We start from the raw sequence: 22,878 nt of genomic DNA, 5'->3' as shown, positions 1-22,878 counted from the left end.
AAATACCGGAGCGACGTCCGTGAAATGGCTCACGCTCTGCTGGATATTTGGCGCGCCAAGAAAAAGGCGCCGCACCCTGGCGGCGCCTTGCCGTCCGAAAGCGTTTCAAGCTAGGCGGCATTACGCTGCAGGGCACGCTGGTTCGATGCATAGATCGTGTCGCGCTCAGGCAGGGCGCCGGTCTTCAGGCAATCGATCCACTCGGCGGTCTTCAGCACCGCGGCGAAGCGCGACTGCAAGACGACGCTCACCACCCGGTGGATGTCCTCGGCCGATGCATAGCCGGCGCTGTTGGCATAGGGCACCGAGCCGCTGGCATCGGAAAGGAACTCGACGGCAAAGCCCATATGAACAGCGTGGATGATAGTCGATAGATCGCAATTGTGGGTCATGTAACCGACGACCGCGATCGTATCGATGGCGTTGGCGCGCAGCCAGGCTTCGAGATCCGTGCCGGTGAAGGCCGAAGGCAGCGTCTTTTCGACATAGTGGTCGCGGCCGCGCCTGACGATCTCGGGATGCAACTCGCCACCATGGCTGCCCTTGGCGAAGATCGGCGAGGTCTCGGGCGCCATCTGCCTGACCACGACGATCTTGATGCCGGCCGCCGCGGCGGCATCCATGGCGCGCGCAACATTGGCGACCGTCTCGGTGAGTGGCGGATGTTGGATGGCGAGATTGCCGCCATTGTAGTCGTTCTGAACATCGACGACGACAAGCGCGCGGCGTGGCTGGGTGGCGGGAGCTGACATGGCGGTTTCCTTTCGATCGTGTTGATGGGTCAAAGCTAGTCGGCTGGTTCGGCTCCAGAAAGTGGCCCGATTGACATCATTCGAAAGAATTGGGACATTCGACTTTCAACGGAACGATATTTGTCATGAAGAACCCGATCATCGCCGCCGTCGCCTTCGACGGCATCAGCCCGTTTCATCTCTCCGTGCCGTGCCTGGTGTTCGGCGCGGACCGCACCAAGCTCGGGCTGCCGCGCTTCGACTTCCGCGTCTGCGCGATGGAGGAGGGACCCATTCATACCGATGCCGGGCTGAGCATCTTGGTGCCGCATGGACTTTCCGCGCTAGACGAGGCCGACATCGTCATCATTCCGAGCTGGAAGGATCTCGAGGCTCCGCTGGCCGCGCCGTTCAAGGATGCGCTGCGACGCGCGCATCGGCGCGGCGCGCTGATCGTCGGCTTGTGCCTCGGCACCTTCGCCATTGCCGGCGCTGGATTGCTGGCCGGGCGCAAGGCGACCACCCATTGGGCTTATACCGACCGGTTGCAGGCGCTGCATCCCGATCTCGCGATCGACGCGGACGTGCTCTATGTCGACGACGGCGACATCATCACGTCGGCCGGCGTCGCCGCCGGGCTAGACTGTTGCCTGCACATCGTGCGCGCCCGCTATGGCGCGGAGGCCGCCCTTCGGCTTGCCCGCCATGTCGTGCTCTCGCCGCACCGGCAAGGCGGGCAGGCACAGTTCATCGAGCGCCCGCTTGCGCCGACGCCGAACGCGGACCGGTTCACGCGCGCTCTCGACCAGGTGCGGGCAACGCTCGGCGAAACGCACAGTCTAGACAGCGTCGCCGATAGGGCTGGCCTCACGCGCCGCACCTTCACCCGCCGCTTCCAGAACTCGATCGGCACCAGTTTCGGCGACTGGCTCGCCGACCAGCGCGTGGCACTGGCGCAAAGGCTGCTGGAGCAGACGGAAAAATCGATGGACATGGTGGCCTTCGAAGCGGGCTTCGGCAGCGCTACGTCGCTGCGCCAGCATTTTGCCGCGCGGCTCGGAACCTCGCCGATGCGGTACAGACGCGAGTTTTCGGGGCGGGTCGATCAGGACGGGCACATGAAGCACATGTCTTGAGAACAGCAAAGGGCGCCGCATCGACGCGGCGCCCTTTGCATTCTCCAGCCTCATTCGTCAGGCAACGTCTTCCGGCGACGGCGCGCGCTTCCGGCCGGTGACCATCGCCCGAACCAGGTTCTCGCCATGGCGCAGGCTTGCCAGAACCACGCCGCCGACATGCAGGCCGATCAGCACCAGGATAACATTGCCCAGAACCTTGTGCGTGTCCTCAATCCAGGCCACGCCCCACCAGGCGTCGGTGGTCTGCATCCATCCGGTCAGCGCAATTCCCGCGATGCAAATCACAAGCGCCAGCACCATGGCGCCGCCAGCAGGATTGTGGCCGAGATACCGCCTCTCACGGCCATGCGCCACGTCGGCGAGATACGATCGCACCGTGCGCGGCCCGCGCACGAATTGATCGAAGCGCGTATATCCCGACCCGGCCAATCCTGCGACCACCCGCGAGGCGATCAGAACCCCGGCGCAATAGCCGGCCAGTTCATGCACCTTCATGATTTCCCCGGAAGAGAGCCACGCCACGGCAACGCACAGAACCAGCGACCAGTGGAAGAGGCGAACATAGGAACTCCAGACCCTGACCGAGATTTCTCGTGTCGAAAGAGTGGCGTTCATGGCGATCAACCGTCGTCGGAATCGGCGCCGACCGACTCCAGCGTCTTGGGATTGAACACGCCTTCCAGCCTCTTGCCGCTGGCGTCGACCGCCTTGGCTTCGTAGCAGCCGTTTTCGGTCTTGATGCTGCGGACCTTCCAGCCCTCTCCTTCCAGCTTCTTCTGCAATGCCTCGCGCGGCTGCCACTGGTCGGTCGGCACGTTGCATCGGTCTGCTGCGAAGGCAGGCCCGGCCAGGCCCAGCGCCAGCGCCAGCGCGGTCAGGACGATTGTTCTCATATCGGTTTTCTCCATCGGTTGATTCCGATGCCGAAAAACCTGCGACCGAAAGCTGACAGCAGCCTGAACGCCGGCCGGTTCTTGCAAATGCCGCACTTGGAGAGCAGACGCGCCGATTGATGGGACTGGCGTTCAGGCTACTGTCAGTATCGTTCTGCATGGGACGGATGGTTAGGCTGCGGAGGCGGCGTGCGTGTTCTGTTGATCGAGGATGATCGCGTGCTGGGTGAAGCCGTGCGCGACCACGTGGCCGCCGATGGCCATGCCGTCGATTGGAGCGGCACATTTGAGGAAGCCCGTGAGCATTTGCGTGTCGTGACGTATCAGCTGATGCTGCTCGATCTGCATTTGCCGGACGGCAAGGGCCTGGAATTCCTCAAGGTTTTCCGCCGCGACGGCCACCGCACTCCGGTCATAATCCTCACCGCTCGCGATCAGCTCTCGGACAGGATAGACGGCTTGAATTCCGGTGCGGACGATTATCTGGTCAAGCCATTCGATCTGGGCGAATTGTCCGCCCGCCTGGCGGCGGTGGCGCCGCTATGTCGGGAATCCCAACCCGCTCATCGGGATCGGGCCGGTCGAGGTCGACACTGCCCATCGCCGCGTGCTGGTCGGCGGCAAGGAGATCCAGTTGACCGCCCGCGAATGGACCGTGCTGGAACAATTTCTCGGCCGGCCAGGCGTCACGGTCAGCAAGGGTCAGGTAGAGGACGCGCTTTACGCTTTTGGCGCCGAGGTGGAGAGCAATACCGTCGAGGTCTATGTGAGCCGCCTGCGCAGAAAACTCGGCCGCGACGTGATCTCGACCGTGAGGGGGCTGGGCTATCGCCTAGTGGCCCGATGAGCTGGCGATTCAGCCTTGTCGGACGGCTGGTCGCCTCGTTGATCATCGTAACCGTCATGTTTGGAGTTGTGGCAGCCGCCACCGGAACCTTCACGCTTCATCGCGAAATCAACGAGGCCATGGACAATTCGATGCAGGAGGCGGCCCGCAGGTTGCTGCCGCTCGTCATTGACGACCTCTTTGGACGCGAAACGCTTCAGCCTCCGCGCGAACTGGCGGAGGCCGTCTCGCAAGAAGATGGCCAACGGCTGATCTACCAGGTGCGGGACAGCCAGGGTCGGATAATGCTCCATTCCCACGGCGCGCCAGCCACTCCGCTGACGACCGGGCTCACGCGAGGCTTCTCGCAAGAGGCGGGATGGCGCGTCTACACCGAGCCGGCGGTAAGCGGCACCTTGTTCGTCCAGGTCGCCGAGAGCGACGAGCGCCGCAACGAAGAGACGTTGGAAGCCGCCGCCGGCTTCCTCGTGCCGATGATTGCCCTGACACCGCTCAGCGCGATACTTGCCTGGCTGACCCTGACACGGTTCATGCGCCCGATCGGAAAGCTGCGTGCCGACATCAGCGCCCGCGATGGCGACAATCTCGCCGCGATCGACACCGAGCATCTCCCCGTCGAGCTTGCGGCAATCGCCAAGTCGGTCAACAGGCTGATGCGGCGGCTCCACATGGCAATGGAAGCCGAAAAGGAATTCACCGCCAACGCCGCCCACGAACTGCGCACTCCGATCGCCGGAGCGTTGGCCCAGGCCGAGCGGATGATCGCCGAGGCAACCGACGATGCGGGTATGAAGCGCCCGCGACAGATCAAGGCGGCGCTCGTCAGCCTGTCCAACCTTTCGGAGAAACTCATGCAACTGGCGCGCGCCGATGCCGGAATTGCCGCCGGAAAATCGGCTGATCTGGGCGCAGTGGTTGCGCTTGTGGTGGCGGATTTCGAACAGCATGCCGAGAACAAATCCCGGTTGAGCCTCGAAAGGCCGTCAAAAGGCACGGTGGAGGTGGCCATCGATCCCGACGCGCTGGCGATCGTGACGCGCAACCTGATCGAAAACGCCCTTCGACACGGCGCCCAGGGTCGAACGGTGGTGATACGGGTCGACGACAGCGCGGGGTTGAGCGTGATCAATGAAGGTCCCGTCGTGCCGGCGCCCGACAAGCTGCTGAGACGCTTCGAACGCGGAACGACGCCTTCTGGCGGCTCGGGTCTCGGCCTGGCGATCGTCAGCAAGATCCTACAGCAGATTGGCGCGGCACTGAGCCTGAATTCGCCGGCATCGGGCCGCGAAGACGGTTTCGAAGCGACGATCCGGTTTGCTTGCGCCACAGCAATTCCAAGAACCCTGCGCGACGGTTTTCCGTCAGGAAGCGCATAGAACAGCATACCGGAACGCTCGAACCGCAGTGCGCTCAGCGAGGCGCAACGCCTCGCGCCGGGTTGCCGACGACGGTGGTGTTCGCCGGCACGTCGCGCGTCACCACCGCACCCGCGCCAACGATGGCGCCCTCGCCTATGCTGACGCCGGCGAGGGTGACCGCGCTGCCGCCGATCCAGGCATTGTCGCCGATCGTCACGGGCCTGGCGATCTCCAGTCCGGCCAGCCGGCCGGAGGCCTCGCGATGATGCTCGGCGCAGTAGATCTGCACATTGGGCCCAAGCAGCGATCCCTTGCCGATGCGCACCGGCGCGGTGTCCAGGATGGTGCAGGCGGCATTGAGGAAGACGCCATCGCCGAGGAACAGGTTGAAGCCATAGGCGCAATGGAACGGCGCCTCGATGCGAGCCCCCTCGCCCGCGCCGCCGAGCAGCGCCCGCAAGGCCGGAGCGATATTGCCGCGCCGCCGGGGCGGCAGGCCGTTGTGCTCGAACACCGCATCGCGCGCGGCAACGCGCAACGTCTCCAGCTCATCGTCGATGCAGGTGTACCATTCGCCCGCCGCCATCTTCATGCGTTCGCTTGTCGTCATGGTGGCACCTCCAGGTTTCGTCTGCTGCCAAAGCATAATCGCCAAAGCATAATCGATCGTCTGACAAAAGCCCCGTAGCCAAACGCTTGGCTTATGCTAGCCTGCCGTTGCGAGACTGTACGAGGGTCTCTTTGAGGGGGGCGATCATGCTTTACATTCTTGCACTGCTGATAGGCGTCATTGCCGGCCTGCGCGCCATGACCGCGCCCGCCGCCGTCGCCTGGGGTTCCTATCTCGGCTGGCTCCCGGTCGCAGGCACCTGGGCGAGCTTCATGGGTCACTGGATTGCCGTCGGCATCTTCACCATCCTGGCAATCGTTGAGCTGGTCACCGATCAGCTGCCGTCGACACCGAGCCGGAAAGTGCCGCAGCAATTCGGCACCCGCATCGTCGTCGGCGCCTTCTGCGGCGCAGTCATCGGCGCGACCGCCAGCGCCACCATCGGCGGCCTGGTCGCGGGCGCGATCGGCGCGGTGATCGGCACGCTGGGCGGCGCCGAAGCGCGCGGCCGGCTGGCCGCCGCCTTCGGCAAGGATCCGCCCGCCGCCTTCATCGAGGACGCGGTGGCGATCATCGGCGGGCTGCTCATCGTGGCGGCGGTCGCATGAGCGCAAAAAGCTTCGACGCCATCGTCATCGGCGCCGGCCAGGCCGGCCCGCCGCTTGTCGGCCGGCTCGAGGCCGCCGGCATGAAGGTCGCGCTGGTCGAGCGCAAGTTCATCGGCGGCACCTGCGTCAACACCGGCTGCATGCCGACCAAGACGATGGTGGCGAGCGCCTATGCCGCGCATCTCGCCCGCCGCGCCGCCGACTACGGTGTCGCGCTCTCGGGCCCCGTCGGCGTGGATTACGAGCGGATCAAGGCGCGCAAGGACAAGGTCACCAACGACGCCCGCGGCAATCTCGAAAAATGGATCGCCGGCATGAAGGGCTGCACGCTCTATCGCGGCCATGCGCGTTTCGAATCCGCCGACACTGTGCGCGTCGGCGATGAGTTGCTCACGGCGCCAAAGATCTTCCTCAACACCGGCGGCCGCGCCTCGGTGCCCAACCTGCCCGGCGTCAACGACGTACCCTATCTCACCAATGCCTCGATGATGGACCTCGATGTGCTGCCCAGCCATCTGATCGTCGTCGGCGGCAGCTACATCTCGCTCGAATTCGCGCAGATGTTCCGCCGCTTCGGCTCCGAGGTCACAGTGATCGAGAAGGCGCCGCGGCTGACCGGCCGCGAGGACGAGGACACGTCCGCGGCCATCCTGTCCATCCTCGAAAACGAAGGCATCGACGTCCATGTCGGCGCCGGCGATATAAGCTTCGCCAAACAAGGCAGCGACATCGCCGTCACCTTCTCCGCCGACAAGCCGCCGGCCATCGGCTCGCATGTGCTGCTGGCACTGGGGCGCGTTCCGAACACCGACGATCTCGGCCTCGACAAGGCCGGCGTCGCGGTCGATCAGCGCGGCTTCGTCGTCGTCGACGACCAGTTGCGCACCAATGTGCCCGGCATCTGGGCGATGGGCGACTGCAACGGCAGGGGCGCCTTCACCCATACCTCCTACAACGACTTCGAGATCGTCGCCGCCAACCTGCTCGACAACGATCCGCGCAAGGTCAGCGACCGCATCGAAGCCTATGCGCTCTATATCGATCCGCCGCTTGGGCGCTGCGGCATGACGGAAGCCGCCGTGAAGAAATCCGGCCGCCGCGCGCTGGTCGGACAGCGGCCGATGACGCGTGTCGGCCGCGCTGTCGAAAAAGGCGAGACGCAAGGCTTCATGAAGATCTTGGCCGATGCCGACACCGGCGAAATCCTCGGCTGCTCGGTGCTCGGACCGGGCGGCGACGAGGCTATCCACTGTGTGCTCGACCTCATGTATGCCAAGGCACCGATCTCGACGCTGGCGCGCGCCATGCACATCCACCCCACCGTCTCGGAGCTGCTGCCGACCATTGCCCAGGAGCTGAAGCCGCTGGCTTAGAGCAAGTCCAGGAAAAGTGCGCAGCGGTCAGGCTCGGCGACTTCGCCGCAGCCGTGAAACAAAGGTCTCTGAGCCCAGCCGGGCGCTCTTCCGTTTCTGCATTGCTGCGTTGCAACAATGGCGCTTGTGCGCCGGGCATATCCAGCCCCAGTCTAAATTTTGAACCGATTCAGTCCGGACATCCCATGCCGCTGCCGATCCTAGCGCTCGCCATTGCATCCTTTTGCATCGGCACCACCGAATTCGTCATCATGGGCCTGCTGCCGGAAGTCGCGGCCGACCTCGGCGTCTCGATCCCGTCCGCTGGCCTTCTGGTAACCGGCTATGCGCTGGGCGTCGTCTTCGGCGCGCCGATCGTCGCCATGGCAACCGCCCGCCTGCCACGCAAACCGGTGCTTGTCGGCCTCGCCACGCTCTTCGTCATCGGCAATCTCTTCTGCGCCATCGCGCCCAACTACTGGCTGCTGATGGCGGCGCGCGTCTTCACCGCTTTCGGCCACGGCGCCTTCTTCGGCATCGGCTCCGTCGTTGCAGCGAGCCTCGTGCCGCGCAACAAGCGGGCGAGCGCCATCGCGCTGATGTTTGCCGGCCTGACGCTATCCAACATCCTCGGCGTTCCCGCCGGCACGGCGCTCGGCGAAGCCTTCGGCTGGCGCGCCACTTTCCTCGCCGTCGTCGGCATCGGCCTCATCTCGGTCGCGGCCATCGCCTGGCTGGTGCCGTCGGATGTCGCCGAGCCCAGCGGCGGCGGTCTGGTCGGCGAACTGCGCGTGCTCGGCAAGCTGCAGGTCTGGCTGGCGATGCTGATCGCCTCGCTCGCCTCCGCCAGCCTGTTCGCCGTATTCACCTACATCAAGCCTTACCTCACCGACGTCTCCGGCCTGTCGACGGCGACCGTCACCTGGGTGCTGCTACTCTTCGGCGCCGGCATGACCATCGGCAACATCATCGGCGGCAGGCTGGCGGACTGGAAGCTGATGCCGACGGTGATCGCCACGCTGCTCGCCATGGCCCTGCTCTTCGTCGTCTTTACCGAGCTCGGCGCCATCGCAAGCGTGGCTGTCGCCATCGTCTTCCTGTGGGGCATGCTGATCTTCATCGTCGTGCCGCCTTTGCAGATACGCGTCGTCGAAGCGGCTGCCGAAGGACCGAACCTTGCCGCCACGCTCAACCAGGGCGCCTTCAATGTCGGCAATGCCGGCGGCGCCTGGATCGGCGGCCTCGCCATCTCCTGGGGCGTATCCTACGCCAGCCTGCCGCTGGTGGGCGCGGGGCTCGCGCTTCTGGCCGTCGCCGTGGCCGTGCTGTCGCAGGCGCTCGACCGCCGCACGGTCCTGCAGCCACAACCGGCTGAATAAGGCTCGGCGTCTTCGCCCTAGCAGCTCGGCGTCTTCGCCGTAGCAGCTCGGCGTCTTCGCCGTAGCAAGGCTCGGCGTCTTCGCCGTAGCAAGGCTCGGCGTCTTCGCCGTAGCCACCCTGCCCCGACAGCACGGCACGGCTGGACCACTCGACAGCCCGATCGCAAAAATGCATGGGTGAAACCTCTTCACGCGGAGGTGTCCCATGCAGAAGACAATCGAGCGCATCGCCGGCGACAGCGAGGGTGTCGTTTACGAATTTCCGGTCCTGCGCTTCGAGGGCAAGGACAAGGCGGCTCCTTCCGCCTATCTGCAGGCGGCGCTGCATGCCGGCGAGCTGCCGGGCGTCGTCGCCATCGACGCGCTGATGCCCATGCTGGCCAAGGCGGAGGCCGAGGGCCGCATCAAGGGTCCGATCACCATCGTGCCCTGGGCCAATCCGATCGGCCGCGCGCAATATCATTTCGGCGAGCATCAGGGCCGCTTCAATCTCGGCACCCGGACCAACTTCAACCGCTCCTTTCCGTTGCTTGCCGCGCCCGACGCCAGGCTGTTGCCCGATGTCAGCCTCGGCGGCGCCGATCGCCGGCTGAAGAACCGGCTCGTCCAGCTCTCCCTCGGCAACGACATCGTCCTTGACCTCCACTGCGACGACGAAGGCCTTGCCTATCTCTACATCCACACCAGCCTGTGGCCGCATATGGCCGACTGCGCGGCCGCCATGGGCGCCGAAGCCGTCCTGCTGTGGAGTGAGGACAACACCGGCACCTTCGAAGGCGCCTCGATCATGCCCTATCAGAACGTGCCAGCGAGCGTCGCGCGCTTCGACCGCCGCGCCGTCACCACGGTCGAATATCGCGGCATACTCGATGTCGACGCCGCGCTCGCTGCTTCTGATGCCGCGGGACTCTACCGACTGCTGGTGACGCGCGGTGTCGTTCAGGATTCATCCGTGCCGAAATTCGAGAAATTTTCCGGACCGGTCGTACCGCTGGAAAACATCGACATGATGCCTTCGCCCAGGGCCGGCGCGATCCTTTACGACGTCAAGCCCGGCGACCGCGTCAAGAAAGGCGCCAGGTTGGCGACGATCGTCCATGCGCCCGGCGAGGCCGGCGGCCGCACGGAAGTGTTTGCCCCGCAATCGGGCTTCATCCTCACCCGCCGCTCGCGCCGCATCATCCGCGCCGGCGAGGATCTTTTGAAGCTCGCCGGCGACGCCAGGAGCAGCGACGCGCGCTCCGGCACGCTGGAAGACTGAGGCCGCGCGTTCGGCATCGGCGTGAAATCCAGTTGCATGGACCTCCATTCGCCGCTATGGGAGTCGCCATGAACATGCGTTCGAACAAGACCGTTTGGTGGTGGGCTCGCTGACAGCGGCCTGTTCGTGCGTGTGCGCGTGAAAGTAGAGGGTGGCCGCAACGGAATGTCCGGGCGGCCATTTGTTTTTTAAAGCCATTCCCGGGTCCGTTGCCCAAAACGCTGATGGAGACGGCAATGACGACTAAAGTTCTGGACAACGGGGCGGAGCGTTTCGTCACCGCGGGCGGCGTGACGATCACCCGCGAACGCCACGACAAGCCCTATGAAGGCGCGATCGATGCCTATGTCGATGGCCTGAATTCTCGCCGCGGCGCTGTGTTTTCCTCCAACTACGAATATCCGGGCCGCTACACGCGCTGGGATACGGCCATCATCGATCCGCCGCTGGTCATCTCCGCGCGGGGCCGCACGATGCGCATCGAAGCGCTGAACAAGCGCGGCGAAGCGCTGTTGCCCGTGATCGGCAAGGCGCTTGCCAGCTTGAGCGAAGTGACGATCTCCGAGACCTCGAAGACGCTCATTCGTCTCGATGTGGCGAAACCCGGCCGCGTCTTCACCGAGGAGGAGCGCAGCCGCGTTCCGTCGGTCTTCACCGTGCTTCGCGCCATCACTGCGCTGTTCAAGACCACCGAGGACGCCAATCTCGGCCTTTACGGCGCCTTCGGCTACGACCTGGCCTTCCAGTTCGACCCGGTCGACTACAAGCTCGAGCGCAAGGAAAGCCAGCGCGATCTCGTGCTGTTCCTGCCTGACGAGATCCTGGTCGTCGACCATTATTCGACCAAGGCCTGGACCGACCGCTATGACTATTCCGGCGAAGGCTTCTCGACCGAGGGCCTGCCGCGCGACGCCAATGCCGAGCCGTTCAAGACCGCCGACCGCATCCCGCCGCGCGGCGACCACGAGCCGGGCGAATACGCCAACCTGGTGCGGCGCGCCATGGAGAGCTTCAAGCGCGGCGACCTGTTCGAGGTCGTGCCTGGACAGATGTTCTACGAGCGCTGCGAGACCCAGCCTTCAGACATCTCGCGCAAGCTGAAGTCGATCAACCCCTCGCCCTATTCCTTCTTCATCAATCTCGGCGAAAACGAATATCTGATAGGCGCCTCGCCGGAAATGTTCGTGCGCGTCAACGGCCGCCGCGTCGAAACCTGCCCGATCTCGGGCACAATCAAGCGCGGCGACGACGCCATTTCCGATAGCGAGCAGATCCTGAAGCTGCTCAACTCGAAGAAGGATGAGTCCGAGCTCACCATGTGCTCGGACGTCGACCGCAATGACAAGTCGCGCGTCTGCGAGCCGGGCTCGGTGCGCGTCATCGGTCGCCGCCAGATCGAGATGTATTCGCGCCTGATCCACACCGTCGACCATATCGAGGGGCGGCTGCGCGAAGGCATGGACGCCTTCGACGCGTTTCTCTCTCACGCCTGGGCCGTCACCGTCACCGGCGCGCCAAAGCTGTGGGCCATGCGCTTCATCGAGCAGAACGAGAAGAGCCCGCGCGCCTGGTATGGCGGCGCCATCGGCATGGTCAACTTCAACGGCGACATGAACACCGGACTGACCTTGCGCACCATCCGCATCAAGGACGGCATCGCCGAGGTGCGCGCCGGCGCCACGCTGCTTTTCGACAGCGTGCCCGAGGAAGAAGAAGCCGAAACCGAACTGAAGGCATCCGCCATGCTCTCCGCCATCCGCGACGCCAAGACCGGCAACGCCACCGGAACCGAGCGCACCACCGCGCGCGTCGGCGACGGCGTCAACATCCTGCTGGTCGACCATGAGGACAGTTTCGTCCACACCTTGGCCAACTACTTTCGGCAGACCGGCGCCAATGTCTCCACGGTGCGCTCGCCGGTGCCCGAAGAGGTCTTCGAGCGGCTCAAGCCCGATCTCGTCGTGCTGTCGCCCGGACCGGGCACGCCGAAGGATTTCGACTGCGCCGCCACCATCAAGAAGGCGCGCAGCCGCGACCTGCCGATCTTCGGCGTCTGTCTCGGCCTGCAGGCACTGGCCGAGGCCTATGGCGGCGAGTTGCGGCAGTTGCACATCCCCATGCATGGCAAGCCGTCGCGCATCCGCGTCTCGAAGCCCGGCATCATCTTCTCCGGACTGCCAAAGGAAGTGACCGTCGGCCGCTACCACTCGATCTTCGCCGACCCGGTGCGCCTGCCCGACGGTTTCGTGGTCACCGCCGAGACCGAGGACGGCGTCATCATGGCTTTCGAGCACCGCAGGGAGCCGATCGCGGCGGTGCAGTTCCATCCGGAATCGATCATGACGCTCGGTCACAATGCCGGCATGCGCATCATCGAGAACATCGTCGCGCATCTGCCGCGCAAGGCCAAGGAAAAGGCCGCTTAGAAAAGATGGCGCAAACGCTGGACACGACAGCGGCCGCGGCGAAAGCCGCGACCCGGGAGAAGGTCGCCAGGCTTGCCTTCTGGTCGATCGTCGTCGCCTGCGTCGTGCTGGTCTTGAAGCTTGCCGCCTGGTACATCACCGGCTCCGTCGCGCTCTATTCCGACGCGCTGGAATCGATCGTCAACGTGATTGCCTCGGCCGCCGCCTTCTGGGCGATCCAGGTCAGCTACAAGCCCCCCGATCAGGACCATCCCTTCGGCCACCACAAGGCCGAGTATCTTTCAGCGGTGCTGGAAGGCGTGCTGATCGTCGTCGCGGCGCTGCTGATCCTCAACGAGGTCTGGCAGTCCTGGCAGCATCCGGCCCCGCTCGAACAGCCCTGGGAAGGCCTTGCGGTCAACGGCGTCGCGACGGTCATCAATGCGATCTGGGCCTGGACGCTGATCCGCACCGGCCGGAACGCGAAGTCGCCGGCTCTCGTCGCCGACGGCCAGCACATCATGACCGATGTGGTGACATCCGTCGGCGTGTTCGGCGGTCTTGTCGGCGCCGTGCTCACCGGCTGGCAGATCCTCGATCCGGCGCTTGCCATCATCGTCGCGCTCAACATCCTGTGGCAGGGCTGGCATGTCATCGGCTCCTCGATGAACGGGCTGATGGACCGCGCAGTCGACAACCACGAGCACATGCAGATCCGCGACATCATCTCGGCCAATTCGAAGGGCGCGCTCGAGGTCCATGATCTCAAGACGCGCATAGCCGGGCGCGCCACCTTCATCGAGTTCCACCTCGTCGTCGACGCCGACATGACGGTCGGCGCCAGCCATGTCATCTGCGACCGCATCGAGGATGCGCTGAAAGCCGAAATCCCCTCGGTGCGCGTCACCATCCATGTCGAGCCGGACGACGAGGCGAAGCTGCCGAAAGGCACCACGGCGGTGCCTTTCGCTTAGCGCTAACCAAGGCCTGTCGAGATTCAGGTCAGGCCGAGTCGAGAACGATGGCTTCTGAGAACCGGCGCGGAGCGTACTTAAAAGTACGTGAGCACCGGAAGCGCAGGAAGCCACCGTTCGCAGGCCGGCCTCACCTGAATATCGGCAGGCCTTACGGCGCGCAGGCCGACTGTGGCAGTGGCTGCAGCCGATACACCTTGTCGTCGGACCTGGTCTTGCCGTTCGCCGCCTTCGAGCAGAGATCGAGGACCGCCACCGCATTGTTGGGGTTCGCGACCATCATCGTGCCGTTGGCGCCGCGCTTGAGGAAAATCTCCTTCTGCGAGATGTCGCAGGAAAAGTCGCTCATCTTCGAGCTGGCCGAGCAGCGCCATTGGTCGGCCTCGCCCTGGCAGGAATAGGTCTGCGTGACCTTTTTCCCTTTCTGCCTCGTCGTCACCGAAACGGCGATATCGGCGCCATCGGGCCAGTTCGCGGCATCGCCGCCGGCGGCGAAGGAGGCAAGCTCGACGGGTCCGCGGAAGACGCGGATCGATTGCGTCAGCTGGTTGGGATGCGACTTCAGATGCGCATCGTCGTAGTCACGCCCGAAGCAGAAGGGCTGATCGGGTTTCAGCCGCACGCGCAGCGGATCGCCAAGCGCCGGGTCGATCGGATCGATGCGCGCGAACTCCGCCTTGCAGCTGTCGGCCGGCATCGGATCCAGTTTGAAATTATCATCCTCGCTGCCCAGCGCCTGCTTGTTGTATTCCGCTTTGCCGAGCTGTTCTTCCGAATCCGGATCGAGATAGACGTCTTGCGACAAGCCGGACAGAAGCAGCTTTCCCTTGTCGTCGACTTTCAGCGAAGCCAGTGTGCGGTCGCAATCCATGCCGCAGCGGATGCCGCTCGCCTTGTCGCTTGGATCCTCCTTGTTGCACCAGCTGCTTGCCCATTCCGGCTTCTTGGCGCCGCGCACCGTGGTGGTGAGGAAGCCGTTATAGGAAGTATCCTGGTTGGCGGCGGGTTCTTCGTTCGGCCGGCTCACCGGGTCATGGCCGTAGAGGAAGAAGATGCGCGCCACCTTCTGATGCGGATGCGCCTTGAGATGGGCGGCGTCGTAGACGCGGCCGAAGCAGGCGTCGGCGCCGGTCGGGCTGAGCTCGGGAAGCTTGGGCGGCTGTTCGGCGCGCGCCGCGCTGGCAAAAGCGGCAAGGGCGGCGCAAAGCGCCACGCCCGCCATGGTCCTCGCCACCATGGTCCTCGATGTCATGTGATCCTCCTCCACCGACAGGGCCGGGATATGCTAGTCTAGGCGTGCCGCCTGGACCACGCAAAATCGCGCGAGCGGGCGGGCGAAAGGAGGACACGATGCTGCGCCGTGACATTTTTCGTGCCGGTCTCGCAGGCGCCACGGGCCTGTTCGGCCTGAGCCGGGCAAATGCGGCAACACCTGAGGGGCGGCTGAAAGTCGCCTATCACCTCAGCGACGCGGACAAGGTCAACTTCGTCCTCGGCAACATCAAGAACCACTATGAAGGCACCGGCGGCAATGTCGACATCGTGCTTGTGGTGCACGGTCCGGCTCTGGCCGCCTTCAAGTCCAAGAGCGCTTCCGGCGCTGTTTCCAGCCGCTTCGCCGGCCTGGTCCAGCAGGGACTTGTCCCGCAAGCCTGCGGCAACACCTTGCACGGCATGGATATCACACTGACCGACCTGCTGGCGGGCTTCGAGCTTGCCGAGAAGGGCGGCGTCGTGAGGCTCGCCGAGTTGCAGCACCAGGGCTATGTCTATCTCAGGCCCTGAATGCGCGCGGACTTGAAGGCCAGGCCGACAATGGCCTACGAAGGATGGCAGCCCGGAGGCCAGCCGACATGACGACACTTGCCATCCCCGATCTAGCCGGCAAGGCGGTGCTGGTCACCGGCGCTTCGACCGGCATCGGCGCGGCCCTTGCCCGTGCTTACGCGGCGCAGAAATGCCGCGTGGCGCTGCATTACAACGCGAGCCTAGCGCCCGCCGAAACCGTGGCCGGATCCATCCGCGACGATGGCGGCGAGGTGTTTCTGGTCCAGGGCGACTTTTCGAAACCTGCCGACGTCGAGCGTGTCGTCGAGGAGAGCGCAAACCATTTCGGCCGGCTCGACGGCCTGGTCAACAATGCCGGTGGCATGCTCGGCCGCGTCGCTTATGCCGATCAGGACGAGGCGCAGTACGACGCGGTCATGGACCTCAATGCGCGCTCTGTCCTGACCGCCTCGCGCAAGGCGATACCGTGGCTGAAGCGCCAGGGCGGCTTCATCATCAACACCACTTCGATCGCCGCCCGCAACGGCGCCGGCGGCGGCGCAGGCCTCTATGGTTCGTCCAAAGCCTTCGTCTCCAACGTGACGCGCGGCATGGCCAAGGAGTTGATCGGCTTTGGCATCCGCGTCAACGCCGTGGCGCCGGGCACGATCCTGACGCCCTTCCACGAACGCTATTCGAACGCCGAGCAGATCAAGGCGATGGTCGCCACCATACCGCAGGGCCGCGCCGGAACGCCTGAGGATTGCGTCGGCGCCTATCTGTTCCTGTCGTCCGACCTGTTGAGCGGCTACATCATCGGTCAGGTGATCGAGGTCAATGGTGGCCAGTTGATGCCGTGAGCGGTCGACTGCATACTCGGTGCAGCGCGCAACCTGGAGGGAGAGCAAAGGCATGTACGGACTGATCGGCAAGATGCGGGCGGCGCGCGGCCAGCGCGATGCGGTCATGGACGTGCTGCGCGAAAGCACCGGCGCTCTCCCCGGTTGCCTGAGCTACATCATCGCCATCGATCCGGTCGATGCCGACGCGATCTGGGTCACCGAAGTGTGGACCGACCAGGCGAGCCACAAGGCCTCGCTGCAATTGCCGGAAGTCCAGGCCGCGATCGCCAAGGCGCGTCCCTTTATCGCCGGCTTCGAGTTCCAGGTCGAGACCAACCCGGTCGGCGGCTTTGGACTTCCCGCGCCGGAAAAGGCCGGCTGACTGGGGAACAGCTCTATCGTTTGTTGGAGCACCTAATGCGGACCGTGAGCATCCACCATGCAAAGACTAATTTATCACGTCTGGTAGACCAGGCCGCCGGAGGTGAGCCGTTTATCATCACCAAGGCAGGCAAGCCGTTGGTCAAGGTCGTGCCTATCGGTCAACCTACCGCTGCACAGATACGGCGTGTGGGCTTTATGGCTGGCCAGTTTTCCAGCCCCGAAAGTTTCGATCGCATGGGTGGCGAAGAGATCGAAGCGTTGTTTGGCATGGACAAGTGAGGGTGTTGCGGCCCTGCCAACAAGGTGCCACGGGGGTTCGCATTCCCGGCTCCGGGTCTAAGACCAAAAGGTGGACTCCTCACCAGAGCGCCCTCGGACGTGGCGCTTCTGGAGCGCATGGCGCGGAATCTCCTTCGTCATGGCCTTGCAGTCGGCGCGCTTCCTGGTCGTGCTGCTCATTGGGCCAAGCGTAGCCAGACTGGTGGCGCGAAACGTCGGGGCCTGATCCGGGCTATCCAATGCCAAAGGAATTCCAGGAAAAATGCTCAGCGGCTTTCCGTCCGGAATTGCGTAAAAACAGAAAATTGGAGCAGGTCGGCAATCCTGTCGGGATGCTGAATTGCTCTAAAGAAGCAGGGGAATTGCCGATGAACCGCCGTTTGAACGCCGTCGATCTGTCCGGCCGCATCGCCGTGGTGACGGGCGGCGCGCAAGGCATCGGCCTTGCGGTCGCGCGACGCCTGCTGTCGTCGGGCGCCGGTGTCGCCATCTGGGACGTCGACCAGGCCGCGATGGCCAAGGCCGCCGAACTCGCTTCGCTCGGCCGCGTCGAGGCCATCCTTTGCGACCAGTCGCAGATCGAGGCCGTCGACCGCGCCGCCACTGAGACCGAGCGGACGCTCGGCCCCGTCGATCTCCTGGTCAACAATGCCGGCATTGCCGGGCCGGCGGCGACGGTGGTGGACTACGATCCCGCCGCATGGCGCCAGATCGTCGATATCGATCTCAACGGCGTCTTCTATTGCTGCAAGCGCCTCGTGCCCGGCATGATCGCGCGCAATTACGGCCGCATCGTCAACATTTCCTCGGTGGCCGGCAAGGAAGGCAATCCCAATGCCGCCGCTTATTCCGCTGCAAAAGCCGGCGTGCTGGCGCTGACCAAGTCGCTCGGCAAGGAGCTCGCCGGACACGACATCGCCGTCAACGCGCTGACCCCCTCGCCCGCTCGCACCCGCATTCTGGAGCAACTCACCGAGGCCCAGGTCGCCTATATGCTCGGTAAAGTGCCGCGCGGCCGCTTCGTCGAGGTCGAAGAGGCGGCCGCCATGATCGTCTTCATGCTGTCGGACGAGAACTCCTTCACCACCGGCGCGACTTTCGACCTCTCCGGCGGACGCACGACCTACTGATCATCGCCGCGGGCTCTCGTCCCGCCTGCAGCAAGCCGTTCGGGCAGAAAATCGACGAAGACGCGGACCTTCGGCGAGAGGTGGCGATTGGACGGCCACAGCATGCGGAACTGGCCGCGGCCGTCGACATCGTCTTCAAGCACGGTGCGCAGCTTTCCCTCATGCAGCGCCTCCCGCACCAGGAAATCGGGCATGCAGGCGATGCCGAGACCGGCAAGCGTCGCGCCCTTCAACGCCTCCATATTGTTGCAGGTCAGCATCGAACGGATCTGCGGCGCGGCGCTCCCGGTGATGAACGGCCAGTCGAGCGGCCTGCCGCTGTTGAGAAAGCGGAAATGTATGCCGAAATGCGCCGTGAGATCCGCGGGCGTGCGGGGCGTGCCATGCCGGTCGAGATAGGAAGCGGCCGCATACAGAAGCATGCGAAAGGGCGCGACCGGCCTCGACACCAATCGTGAGTCGGGCAACTCGCCGCTGCGGATCGCGACGTCGATACCTTCGTCGATGACGTCGACGATGCGATCGTTGAAATCGATGTCGAGTTCGATTTCGGGATAGCGGGCCATGAACTCCGACAGCACCGGCAACAGCAGGTGATAGGTGACGATCGGCGTCGAGATGCGTAGCCGGCCATGCGGCGTCTCGCGTGTGCGCGACAGCATCGCCTCCGCGTCTTCCATGTCGTCGAGGATGCGGCGCACCCGCTCGTTGAACAGCTTGCCCTCCTCGGTCAGGCCGATGCGCCGCGTGCTGCGCTGCAGCAGCCGCACGCCAAGCTCCTGCTCGAGCCGGGCGACGCTCTTGCCGACGGCAGAGGCGGAGATGCCGAGCGCCCGTCCGGCGGTGACGAAACTGCCTAGCTCGGCAGTGCGGGTGAAAGCCAGAAGGCCGTTGAGACGATCCACGACAAACCTATTCGAGCGTTTCATTCCGGGATGACTGGAGATCTAATACTATTTTGCCGGAAATGTCACCGCCCTATCTTGTCGTTACGATCGGCGCCGCCAGTCAGGGGCACGCCGGCAAGCCCGCCACAGATAGGAAAATCCATGACTTTGATGACCAGAACCGGCCCGGCCGGCAAATGGCTCGTGTTGCTATCGGTTTGCCTCGCAGCCATGACGATGCCGTTGAGCTTCACCGGCCCTGCCGTGGCGCTGTCCCGCATTGCCGCCGATCTCGGCGGCAGTCCGATCGAACTCAACTGGGTGACCAATGCATTCATGCTGACCTTCGGCGCCGGCTTGATGGCTGCCGGGGCATTGGCCGACAACCATGGCCGCAAGCGGATCTTCCTCGTCGGCCTCGCGACCTATGTGCTTGCCGCGCTGAGCTGCATGCTGGCGCCGGACATCGTTCGGTTCGACATGTTCAGAGCCCTGCAAGGCATTGGCGGCGCTGCCGCCTTCGCCGGCGGCGCCTCTGCGCTTGCTCAGGAATTCGATGGGCAATTGCGGCTGCGCGCCTTCAGTTTCCTCGGTACCAGCTTCGGCATCGGGCTCGCCTTCGGCCCAGTCGCCTCCGGCCTGCTCATCGATACATTCGGCTGGCGCGCGATCTTTCTTCTCGTGGCGACGCTTGCGATTGCTGCCGCCGCACTAGGCCTGCGCACCGTCGTCGAATCGCGCGACCCTGACGCAACCGGACTCGACTGGGCGGGAGCCGGCACCTTTACCGTCGCGCTTGCCGCGCTGACCTATGGCGTGCTGCAGGCGCCGCAGAGCGGCTGGGCCAATCCCTTCGTTGTCGCGCTTCTCGGCGTGGCCGCCATCTTCTTTGCCGCCTTCGTCATTGTCGAGCGGCGCGTGCGCCGGCCGATGCTGGACCTGACGCTGTTTCGCTTCCCGCGTTTCGTCGGCGTCCAGTTCCTGGCCGCGGCACCCGCCTATGCCTTCGTCGTCCTGCTCGTGCTCCTGCCGATCCGCTTCATCGGCGTCGAGGGGATGAGCGAGATCAAGGCGGGGCAATTGATGATCTGCCTCTCCGGGCCGCTGCTGATCTTGCCGCTGCTGGCCGGCCAGGCGGCGCGCTGGATCGCTCCGGCGACGATCTGCGGTGCTGGCCTGCTCGTCGCCGCGACCGGCCTTGTCTGGCTCAGCCGGGTGCCCGCGGCGGACAGCGCGCTGGTGGCTCCGCTGATCCTGATCGGCATCGGCATCGCCTTGCCCTGGGGGCTGATGGACGGACTTGCCGTCAGCGTCGTGCCGAAGGAGCGCGCCGGCATGGCGGTCGGCATCTTCAACACCACCCGCCTCGCCTGCGAGGGCGTGGCGCTGGCGATCGTCATGGCGACCTTGTCCGGTTTCACGGCCGCGCGGCTCGGCGCTCAAGGGCTGGCCTCGCCCGCCGAAGCGGCCGCGGCGGCGCAACTTCTGGTTACCGGCAACATCGTGGGAACGGTGCAACATCTGCACTTGGCCGACGCCAGTGCCCTGGTTCAAGCCTACGAGACGGCCTTCGACCGGCTGCTCGTCGTGCTGGCGACCATCACCGCGCTAACCGCCGTCGTCGTCTTTCTCGGCCTGCGTCGCGGATCGGCGCCGGAACAAGACGTCGCTCCTATCCCTGCCCGCCAGGAAGGCTGACGTCACCAGGCCGGGCGCGCTCTTCCGGCCTTCTCCGCCGACCGCCCCACGGCCCGTCCGGCCTCAGCTGATAACCAGGCTTGCGATCCGGTCGCCGTCCAGCGTGAAGGCCATGTCGCCCTCGCCATTGAAGCCGTTGCCCATCACGGCGACGCGGGCATGGTAGACGCCGTCGCGCTGCGCGACGCGCACGATGCGAAGGTTGGACTGCACGCCGATATTGTCCGACTGGTTCCACCGCGCGATCCCGTCGCGGCCACGGAAATCGCGACCCCAGTCGCTCAGGAAAGCATCGTCGGTAAATGCGGCCAGAAAGGCTTCGGTATCGCCAGCATTGGTGGCTTCGACAAAGCGGCGTATCGCGTCGGGCGTGGTCATCAGTCCAACCTGTGCATGAGGTCGTCATCCAGCCAGCGCCCGAAGAAATAGACAAGCTGCTTGTGCCACCACGGCCAGTCGTGGCTGACGTCGCCGCCCCAATAGTCGACCCAGGCCGGGATGGATTTGTCGCGCAGCACCTGTTCCAGTTCGCGCGTCTCGACCAGCATGCGCTCTTCCCAGGCGCCCTGCCCACAGCAGAAGATCAGCCTGAGCGCCCGCAACCGCCCGAGCAGCTTCTGGTCGACGATGCCGGGCAGATAGTCGAGCGGCGAGTTGAAATAGATGTTGCCTTCAAGCGTCCGGCCGAAGAAATCGCGGGCCGAATAGACGCCGGACAGCGAGATCACGCCGCTCGCCAGCTCCGGGAAGCGGAACACGAAATTGGATGAGTGGTAGCCGCCCATCGAGCAGCCGCAAAGCAGCGGCTTCAAGGCGCGGCCGCCATTGGACTTGGCGGCGACCGCCTGCAACTCCGGCAGCGCTTCCTCGCGCACATAGCGGAAATAGGCCTCGTGGCGGGCGATGCGATGCGCCGCGTCGGCATGCTCGTTGAAGAAGGATTCCGAATCGATGCCGTCGAGCGTGAACAGCTGGATGCGGCCGGTGTCGATGAACTCGGCGAGCGCGCCGACGCCGCCGGAATCCTCGAACTGGTAGAACCGCCCCTGCGAGGTCGGAAACACCACCACCGGGCGCCCGGCATGGCCATAGCGCTTGTATTCCATGTCGCGGCCGAGATTGCGGGCATGGCCCTTGTGATAGGAGACGTCCATCGGCTCAGGCCTTTTCCGCGTGGATATAGTCGACCGCCTGGCGCAGCGCCTTCGGATCCTTCGAACGCATCTGGTAGGCGTAATTGCCCATGGCGCGGCTGAAGACCTCTTCGATGGCCTGGTGGTGGACGATCTTGTCGCCGTGGGCGGCTAGCACGTCCGCATGGCTGTGCAAATAGTCGATATGGCGTTTGCGGCTGGCATAGGCGGTGAAATACTTGCCCTTGTAAGGGCCGCCGGCGGCATCCTTGACCACCATGTCGGCCCAGGCGGCATAGACGTCGATGTCGAACGTGTAGTTGATGGCGTCCGTCATCCAGGCGCCGGGCGGGCGCATGTTGACCTCGAGCGCGATGATGCGCTTGTCCCTGGTTTCGAACAGCTCGATGTGGAAGAAGCGCTCGCGCACGTCGAACGCTTTCAGGATCTTGCGCCCCGCCTCCTCGACCGCCGGGGTGATTTCGGGGAAGCAGGTGTAGCTCATGTGGCGGTCCTTGTTGACCGCATCCATGATGCTCTGGTCGTAGCGGTGACTGGCCGCCAGCACCACCTCGCCGTCGCGGTTGACCAGCCCGTCGAAGGTCACCACCAACCCTTCGATGAACTGCTCCATGACGAAAGTGACGCCCTCCGGCTTGTCCCTGAAGAACTGGTCGAGCTCCTTGGCGTTGGAGATCTTGAAGGTGTTGGAAGCGCCGGAGCCCGAATCCGGCTTGACCACCACCGGGTAGCCGACACGGCGGATGAAGGTCATGGCGCCGGCGCGGTCGGAGCATTTGCGCTGCGGAATGGTCTCGACGCCGCTCTTGCGGAAGAAGGCGCGCATGCGGCTCTTCCGCTTCAAATTCTTCACGAAATCGACCTTGGTGCCGAAGATGTTGAAGTCGGTTCGGATGTTGGCTTCGAGTTCGAGCCAATGCTCGTTGAGCGACTCGAAGCGGTCGATGCGGCCCCATTTGTGGATGAAATGCCCCATCGCCCGGAACACGGCATCGTAATTTTCCATGTCGGCGATGCGGTAATATTCCGAAAGCGCCGCCTTCAGCTTGCCGTTCAAGGTCTCGTAAGGCGCATCGCCGATGCCGAGCACGGTGGCGCCGGCTTTCTTCAGCCGGTCGCAGAACTCGGCGCCATTGGCCGGGAAATGCGGCGAGAAGAACACGAAATTCATGGGCGACCC

Annotated in this window: 23 protein-coding genes and 1 pseudogene; 15 read left to right on the top strand and 9 right to left on the bottom strand. The window is 64.5% G+C overall.

Annotated elements, in window-relative coordinates:
* Positions 1–110: 110 nt before the first annotated feature.
* Positions 111–752, bottom strand: coding sequence for a cysteine hydrolase family protein (locus tag FJ414_RS18070; RefSeq protein WP_140645713.1), 642 nt, complete (start codon positions 750–752; stop codon positions 111–113).
* 125 nt (positions 753–877) lie between these two features.
* Here FJ414_RS18070 and FJ414_RS18065 point away from each other — a divergent pair, with 125 nt between their 5' ends.
* A complete protein-coding gene (locus FJ414_RS18065) occupies positions 878–1,867 on the top strand; it encodes a helix-turn-helix domain-containing protein (protein ID WP_140645712.1) in 990 nt (329 codons plus the stop codon).
* A 57-nt stretch (positions 1,868–1,924) separates the two neighbouring features.
* Here FJ414_RS18065 and FJ414_RS18060 read toward each other — a convergent pair whose 3' ends face one another.
* The gene (locus FJ414_RS18060; RefSeq protein ID WP_140645711.1) at positions 1,925–2,485 is read right to left on the bottom strand and encodes a cytochrome b/b6 domain-containing protein; all 561 of its coding nucleotides are present in this window, start codon (positions 2,483–2,485) and stop codon (positions 1,925–1,927) included.
* Between the two features lie 5 nt (positions 2,486–2,490).
* The gene (locus FJ414_RS18055) at positions 2,491–2,763 is read right to left on the bottom strand and encodes a PepSY domain-containing protein (protein WP_140645710.1); all 273 of its coding nucleotides are present in this window, start codon (positions 2,761–2,763) and stop codon (positions 2,491–2,493) included.
* Between the two features lie 189 nt (positions 2,764–2,952).
* On the opposite strand from FJ414_RS18055, the pseudogene FJ414_RS18050 reads away from it, so the two are divergent.
* Positions 2,953–3,610 (top strand): annotated as a pseudogene (locus FJ414_RS18050) (response regulator transcription factor).
* Positions 3,607–4,986 carry an ATP-binding protein gene (locus FJ414_RS18045; protein WP_140645709.1) on the top strand — a complete coding sequence of 460 codons (1,380 nt, stop codon included), beginning with the start codon at positions 3,607–3,609 and terminating at the stop codon, positions 4,984–4,986. Before FJ414_RS18050 ends, FJ414_RS18045 begins: the two are co-directional and overlap by 4 nt.
* A 34-nt stretch (positions 4,987–5,020) precedes the next feature.
* Here FJ414_RS18045 and FJ414_RS18040 read toward each other — a convergent pair whose 3' ends face one another.
* A complete protein-coding gene (locus FJ414_RS18040; RefSeq protein WP_140645708.1) occupies positions 5,021–5,578 on the bottom strand; it encodes a sugar O-acetyltransferase in 558 nt (185 codons plus the stop codon).
* A 146-nt stretch (positions 5,579–5,724) separates the two neighbouring features.
* Between FJ414_RS18040 and FJ414_RS18035 the strand changes: the two genes are divergently transcribed.
* From FJ414_RS18035 to FJ414_RS18010, 6 genes are all read left to right on the top strand, one after another.
* Positions 5,725–6,186 (top strand): DUF4126 domain-containing protein, encoded by a 462-nt coding sequence (locus FJ414_RS18035; RefSeq protein ID WP_140645707.1) that lies wholly within the window; start codon positions 5,725–5,727, stop codon positions 6,184–6,186.
* Positions 6,183–7,559, top strand: a complete 1,377-nt coding sequence (locus FJ414_RS18030) for an FAD-containing oxidoreductase (RefSeq protein WP_140645706.1) — start codon at positions 6,183–6,185, stop codon at positions 7,557–7,559. The genes FJ414_RS18035 and FJ414_RS18030 overlap by 4 nt, the downstream gene beginning before the upstream one ends.
* A gap of 185 nt (positions 7,560–7,744) precedes the next feature.
* Positions 7,745–8,917, top strand: coding sequence for an MFS transporter (locus tag FJ414_RS18025; protein ID WP_140645705.1), 1,173 nt, complete (start codon positions 7,745–7,747; stop codon positions 8,915–8,917).
* Between the two features lie 205 nt (positions 8,918–9,122).
* On the top strand, positions 9,123–10,178 hold the full coding sequence (locus FJ414_RS18020) for a succinylglutamate desuccinylase/aspartoacylase family protein (protein WP_140645704.1): 1,056 nt from the start codon (positions 9,123–9,125) through the stop codon (positions 10,176–10,178).
* Between the two features lie 236 nt (positions 10,179–10,414).
* The gene (locus FJ414_RS18015; protein WP_140645703.1) at positions 10,415–12,604 is read left to right on the top strand and encodes an anthranilate synthase; all 2,190 of its coding nucleotides are present in this window, start codon (positions 10,415–10,417) and stop codon (positions 12,602–12,604) included.
* A gap of 5 nt (positions 12,605–12,609) precedes the next feature.
* Positions 12,610–13,557, top strand: coding sequence for a cation diffusion facilitator family transporter (locus FJ414_RS18010; protein WP_140645702.1), 948 nt, complete (start codon positions 12,610–12,612; stop codon positions 13,555–13,557).
* A 151-nt stretch (positions 13,558–13,708) separates the two neighbouring features.
* Here FJ414_RS18010 and FJ414_RS18005 read toward each other — a convergent pair whose 3' ends face one another.
* Positions 13,709–14,809 carry a hypothetical protein gene (locus FJ414_RS18005; protein WP_140645701.1) on the bottom strand — a complete coding sequence of 367 codons (1,101 nt, stop codon included), beginning with the start codon at positions 14,807–14,809 and terminating at the stop codon, positions 13,709–13,711.
* Positions 14,810–14,907: 98 nt separating this feature from the next.
* Here FJ414_RS18005 and FJ414_RS18000 point away from each other — a divergent pair, with 98 nt between their 5' ends.
* The 5 genes from FJ414_RS18000 to FJ414_RS17975 all read left to right on the top strand — a co-directional run bounded on the left by FJ414_RS18000 (position 14,908) and on the right by FJ414_RS17975 (position 17,959).
* Positions 14,908–15,342 (top strand): DsrE family protein, encoded by a 435-nt coding sequence (locus FJ414_RS18000; RefSeq protein ID WP_140645700.1) that lies wholly within the window; start codon positions 14,908–14,910, stop codon positions 15,340–15,342.
* A 68-nt stretch (positions 15,343–15,410) separates the two neighbouring features.
* Positions 15,411–16,184: an SDR family oxidoreductase gene (locus FJ414_RS17995; RefSeq protein WP_181181651.1), complete on the top strand. Its 774-nt coding sequence runs from the start codon at positions 15,411–15,413 to the stop codon at positions 16,182–16,184.
* Positions 16,185–16,236: 52 nt separating this feature from the next.
* Positions 16,237–16,548, top strand: coding sequence for a putative quinol monooxygenase (locus FJ414_RS17990; protein ID WP_140645698.1), 312 nt, complete (start codon positions 16,237–16,239; stop codon positions 16,546–16,548).
* A gap of 35 nt (positions 16,549–16,583) precedes the next feature.
* Positions 16,584–16,829 (top strand): type II toxin-antitoxin system Phd/YefM family antitoxin, encoded by a 246-nt coding sequence (locus tag FJ414_RS17985; protein WP_140645697.1) that lies wholly within the window; start codon positions 16,584–16,586, stop codon positions 16,827–16,829.
* 380 nt (positions 16,830–17,209) lie between these two features.
* Positions 17,210–17,959 (top strand): SDR family NAD(P)-dependent oxidoreductase, encoded by a 750-nt coding sequence (locus FJ414_RS17975; protein WP_140645775.1) that lies wholly within the window; start codon positions 17,210–17,212, stop codon positions 17,957–17,959.
* On the opposite strand, the gene FJ414_RS17970 is transcribed toward FJ414_RS17975, so the two are convergent.
* Complete coding sequence (locus FJ414_RS17970) at positions 17,953–18,864, bottom strand: LysR family transcriptional regulator (protein ID WP_140645696.1); 912 nt, start codon at positions 18,862–18,864, stop codon at positions 17,953–17,955. The two genes, FJ414_RS17975 and FJ414_RS17970, sit on opposite strands and share 7 nt — an antisense overlap.
* Positions 18,865–19,008: 144 nt before the next feature.
* Here FJ414_RS17970 and FJ414_RS17965 point away from each other — a divergent pair, with 144 nt between their 5' ends.
* A complete protein-coding gene (locus FJ414_RS17965) occupies positions 19,009–20,544 on the top strand; it encodes an MFS transporter (protein WP_140645695.1) in 1,536 nt (511 codons plus the stop codon).
* A gap of 63 nt (positions 20,545–20,607) precedes the next feature.
* On the opposite strand, the gene FJ414_RS17960 is transcribed toward FJ414_RS17965, so the two are convergent.
* The 3 genes from FJ414_RS17960 to FJ414_RS17950 are packed head-to-tail and all read right to left on the bottom strand — an operon-like array spanning position 20,608 to position 22,869.
* Positions 20,608–20,922 carry a nuclear transport factor 2 family protein gene (locus FJ414_RS17960; RefSeq protein WP_140645694.1) on the bottom strand — a complete coding sequence of 105 codons (315 nt, stop codon included), beginning with the start codon at positions 20,920–20,922 and terminating at the stop codon, positions 20,608–20,610.
* Entirely contained in the window at positions 20,922–21,698 is a 777-nt protein-coding gene (locus tag FJ414_RS17955) for an alpha/beta hydrolase-fold protein (protein WP_140645693.1), read from the bottom strand. Before FJ414_RS17955 ends, FJ414_RS17960 begins: the two co-directional genes overlap by 1 nt.
* A 4-nt stretch (positions 21,699–21,702) precedes the next feature.
* Positions 21,703–22,869: an ATP-grasp domain-containing protein gene (locus FJ414_RS17950; protein ID WP_140645692.1), complete on the bottom strand. Its 1,167-nt coding sequence runs from the start codon at positions 22,867–22,869 to the stop codon at positions 21,703–21,705.
* Positions 22,870–22,878 lie beyond the last annotated feature (9 nt).

It is taken from the genome of Mesorhizobium sp. B3-1-6, assembly GCF_006439555.1.
Taxonomy (GTDB): domain Bacteria; phylum Pseudomonadota; class Alphaproteobacteria; order Rhizobiales; family Rhizobiaceae; genus Mesorhizobium.
Note: the sequence above shows the minus strand (reverse complement) of the source record. Positions and strands in the feature narration are given on the sequence as shown.

Bases quoted from the DNA above. Each gene is read 5' to 3' on its own strand.
- FJ414_RS18060 (WP_140645711.1), bottom strand. From the start codon at position 2,485: ATGAACGCCACTCTTTCGACACGAGAAATCTCGGTCAGGGTCTGGAGT.
- FJ414_RS17955 (WP_140645693.1), bottom strand. From the start codon at position 21,698: ATGGACGTCTCCTATCACAAGGGCCATGCCCGCAATCTCGGCCGCGAC.
- FJ414_RS17995 (WP_181181651.1), top strand. From the start codon at position 15,411: ATGACGACACTTGCCATCCCCGATCTAGCCGGCAAGGCGGTGCTGGTC.
- FJ414_RS18065 (WP_140645712.1), top strand. From the start codon at position 878: ATGAAGAACCCGATCATCGCCGCCGTCGCCTTCGACGGCATCAGCCCG.
- FJ414_RS18005 (WP_140645701.1), bottom strand. From the start codon at position 14,809: ATGACATCGAGGACCATGGTGGCGAGGACCATGGCGGGCGTGGCGCTT.
- FJ414_RS18040 (WP_140645708.1), bottom strand. From the start codon at position 5,578: ATGACGACAAGCGAACGCATGAAGATGGCGGCGGGCGAATGGTACACC.
- FJ414_RS17950 (WP_140645692.1), bottom strand. From the start codon at position 22,869: ATGAATTTCGTGTTCTTCTCGCCGCATTTCCCGGCCAATGGCGCCGAG.
- FJ414_RS17965 (WP_140645695.1), top strand. From the start codon at position 19,009: ATGACTTTGATGACCAGAACCGGCCCGGCCGGCAAATGGCTCGTGTTG.
- FJ414_RS18045 (WP_140645709.1), top strand. From the start codon at position 3,607: ATGAGCTGGCGATTCAGCCTTGTCGGACGGCTGGTCGCCTCGTTGATC.
- FJ414_RS18015 (WP_140645703.1), top strand. From the start codon at position 10,415: ATGACGACTAAAGTTCTGGACAACGGGGCGGAGCGTTTCGTCACCGCG.
- FJ414_RS18000 (WP_140645700.1), top strand. From the start codon at position 14,908: ATGCTGCGCCGTGACATTTTTCGTGCCGGTCTCGCAGGCGCCACGGGC.
- FJ414_RS18010 (WP_140645702.1), top strand. From the start codon at position 12,610: ATGGCGCAAACGCTGGACACGACAGCGGCCGCGGCGAAAGCCGCGACC.
- FJ414_RS17990 (WP_140645698.1), top strand. From the start codon at position 16,237: ATGTACGGACTGATCGGCAAGATGCGGGCGGCGCGCGGCCAGCGCGAT.
- FJ414_RS18025 (WP_140645705.1), top strand. From the start codon at position 7,745: ATGCCGCTGCCGATCCTAGCGCTCGCCATTGCATCCTTTTGCATCGGC.
- FJ414_RS17985 (WP_140645697.1), top strand. From the start codon at position 16,584: ATGCGGACCGTGAGCATCCACCATGCAAAGACTAATTTATCACGTCTG.
- FJ414_RS18030 (WP_140645706.1), top strand. From the start codon at position 6,183: ATGAGCGCAAAAAGCTTCGACGCCATCGTCATCGGCGCCGGCCAGGCC.
- FJ414_RS17960 (WP_140645694.1), bottom strand. From the start codon at position 20,922: ATGACCACGCCCGACGCGATACGCCGCTTTGTCGAAGCCACCAATGCT.
- FJ414_RS18055 (WP_140645710.1), bottom strand. From the start codon at position 2,763: ATGAGAACAATCGTCCTGACCGCGCTGGCGCTGGCGCTGGGCCTGGCC.
- FJ414_RS18020 (WP_140645704.1), top strand. From the start codon at position 9,123: ATGCAGAAGACAATCGAGCGCATCGCCGGCGACAGCGAGGGTGTCGTT.
- FJ414_RS18070 (WP_140645713.1), bottom strand. From the start codon at position 752: ATGTCAGCTCCCGCCACCCAGCCACGCCGCGCGCTTGTCGTCGTCGAT.
- FJ414_RS18035 (WP_140645707.1), top strand. From the start codon at position 5,725: ATGCTTTACATTCTTGCACTGCTGATAGGCGTCATTGCCGGCCTGCGC.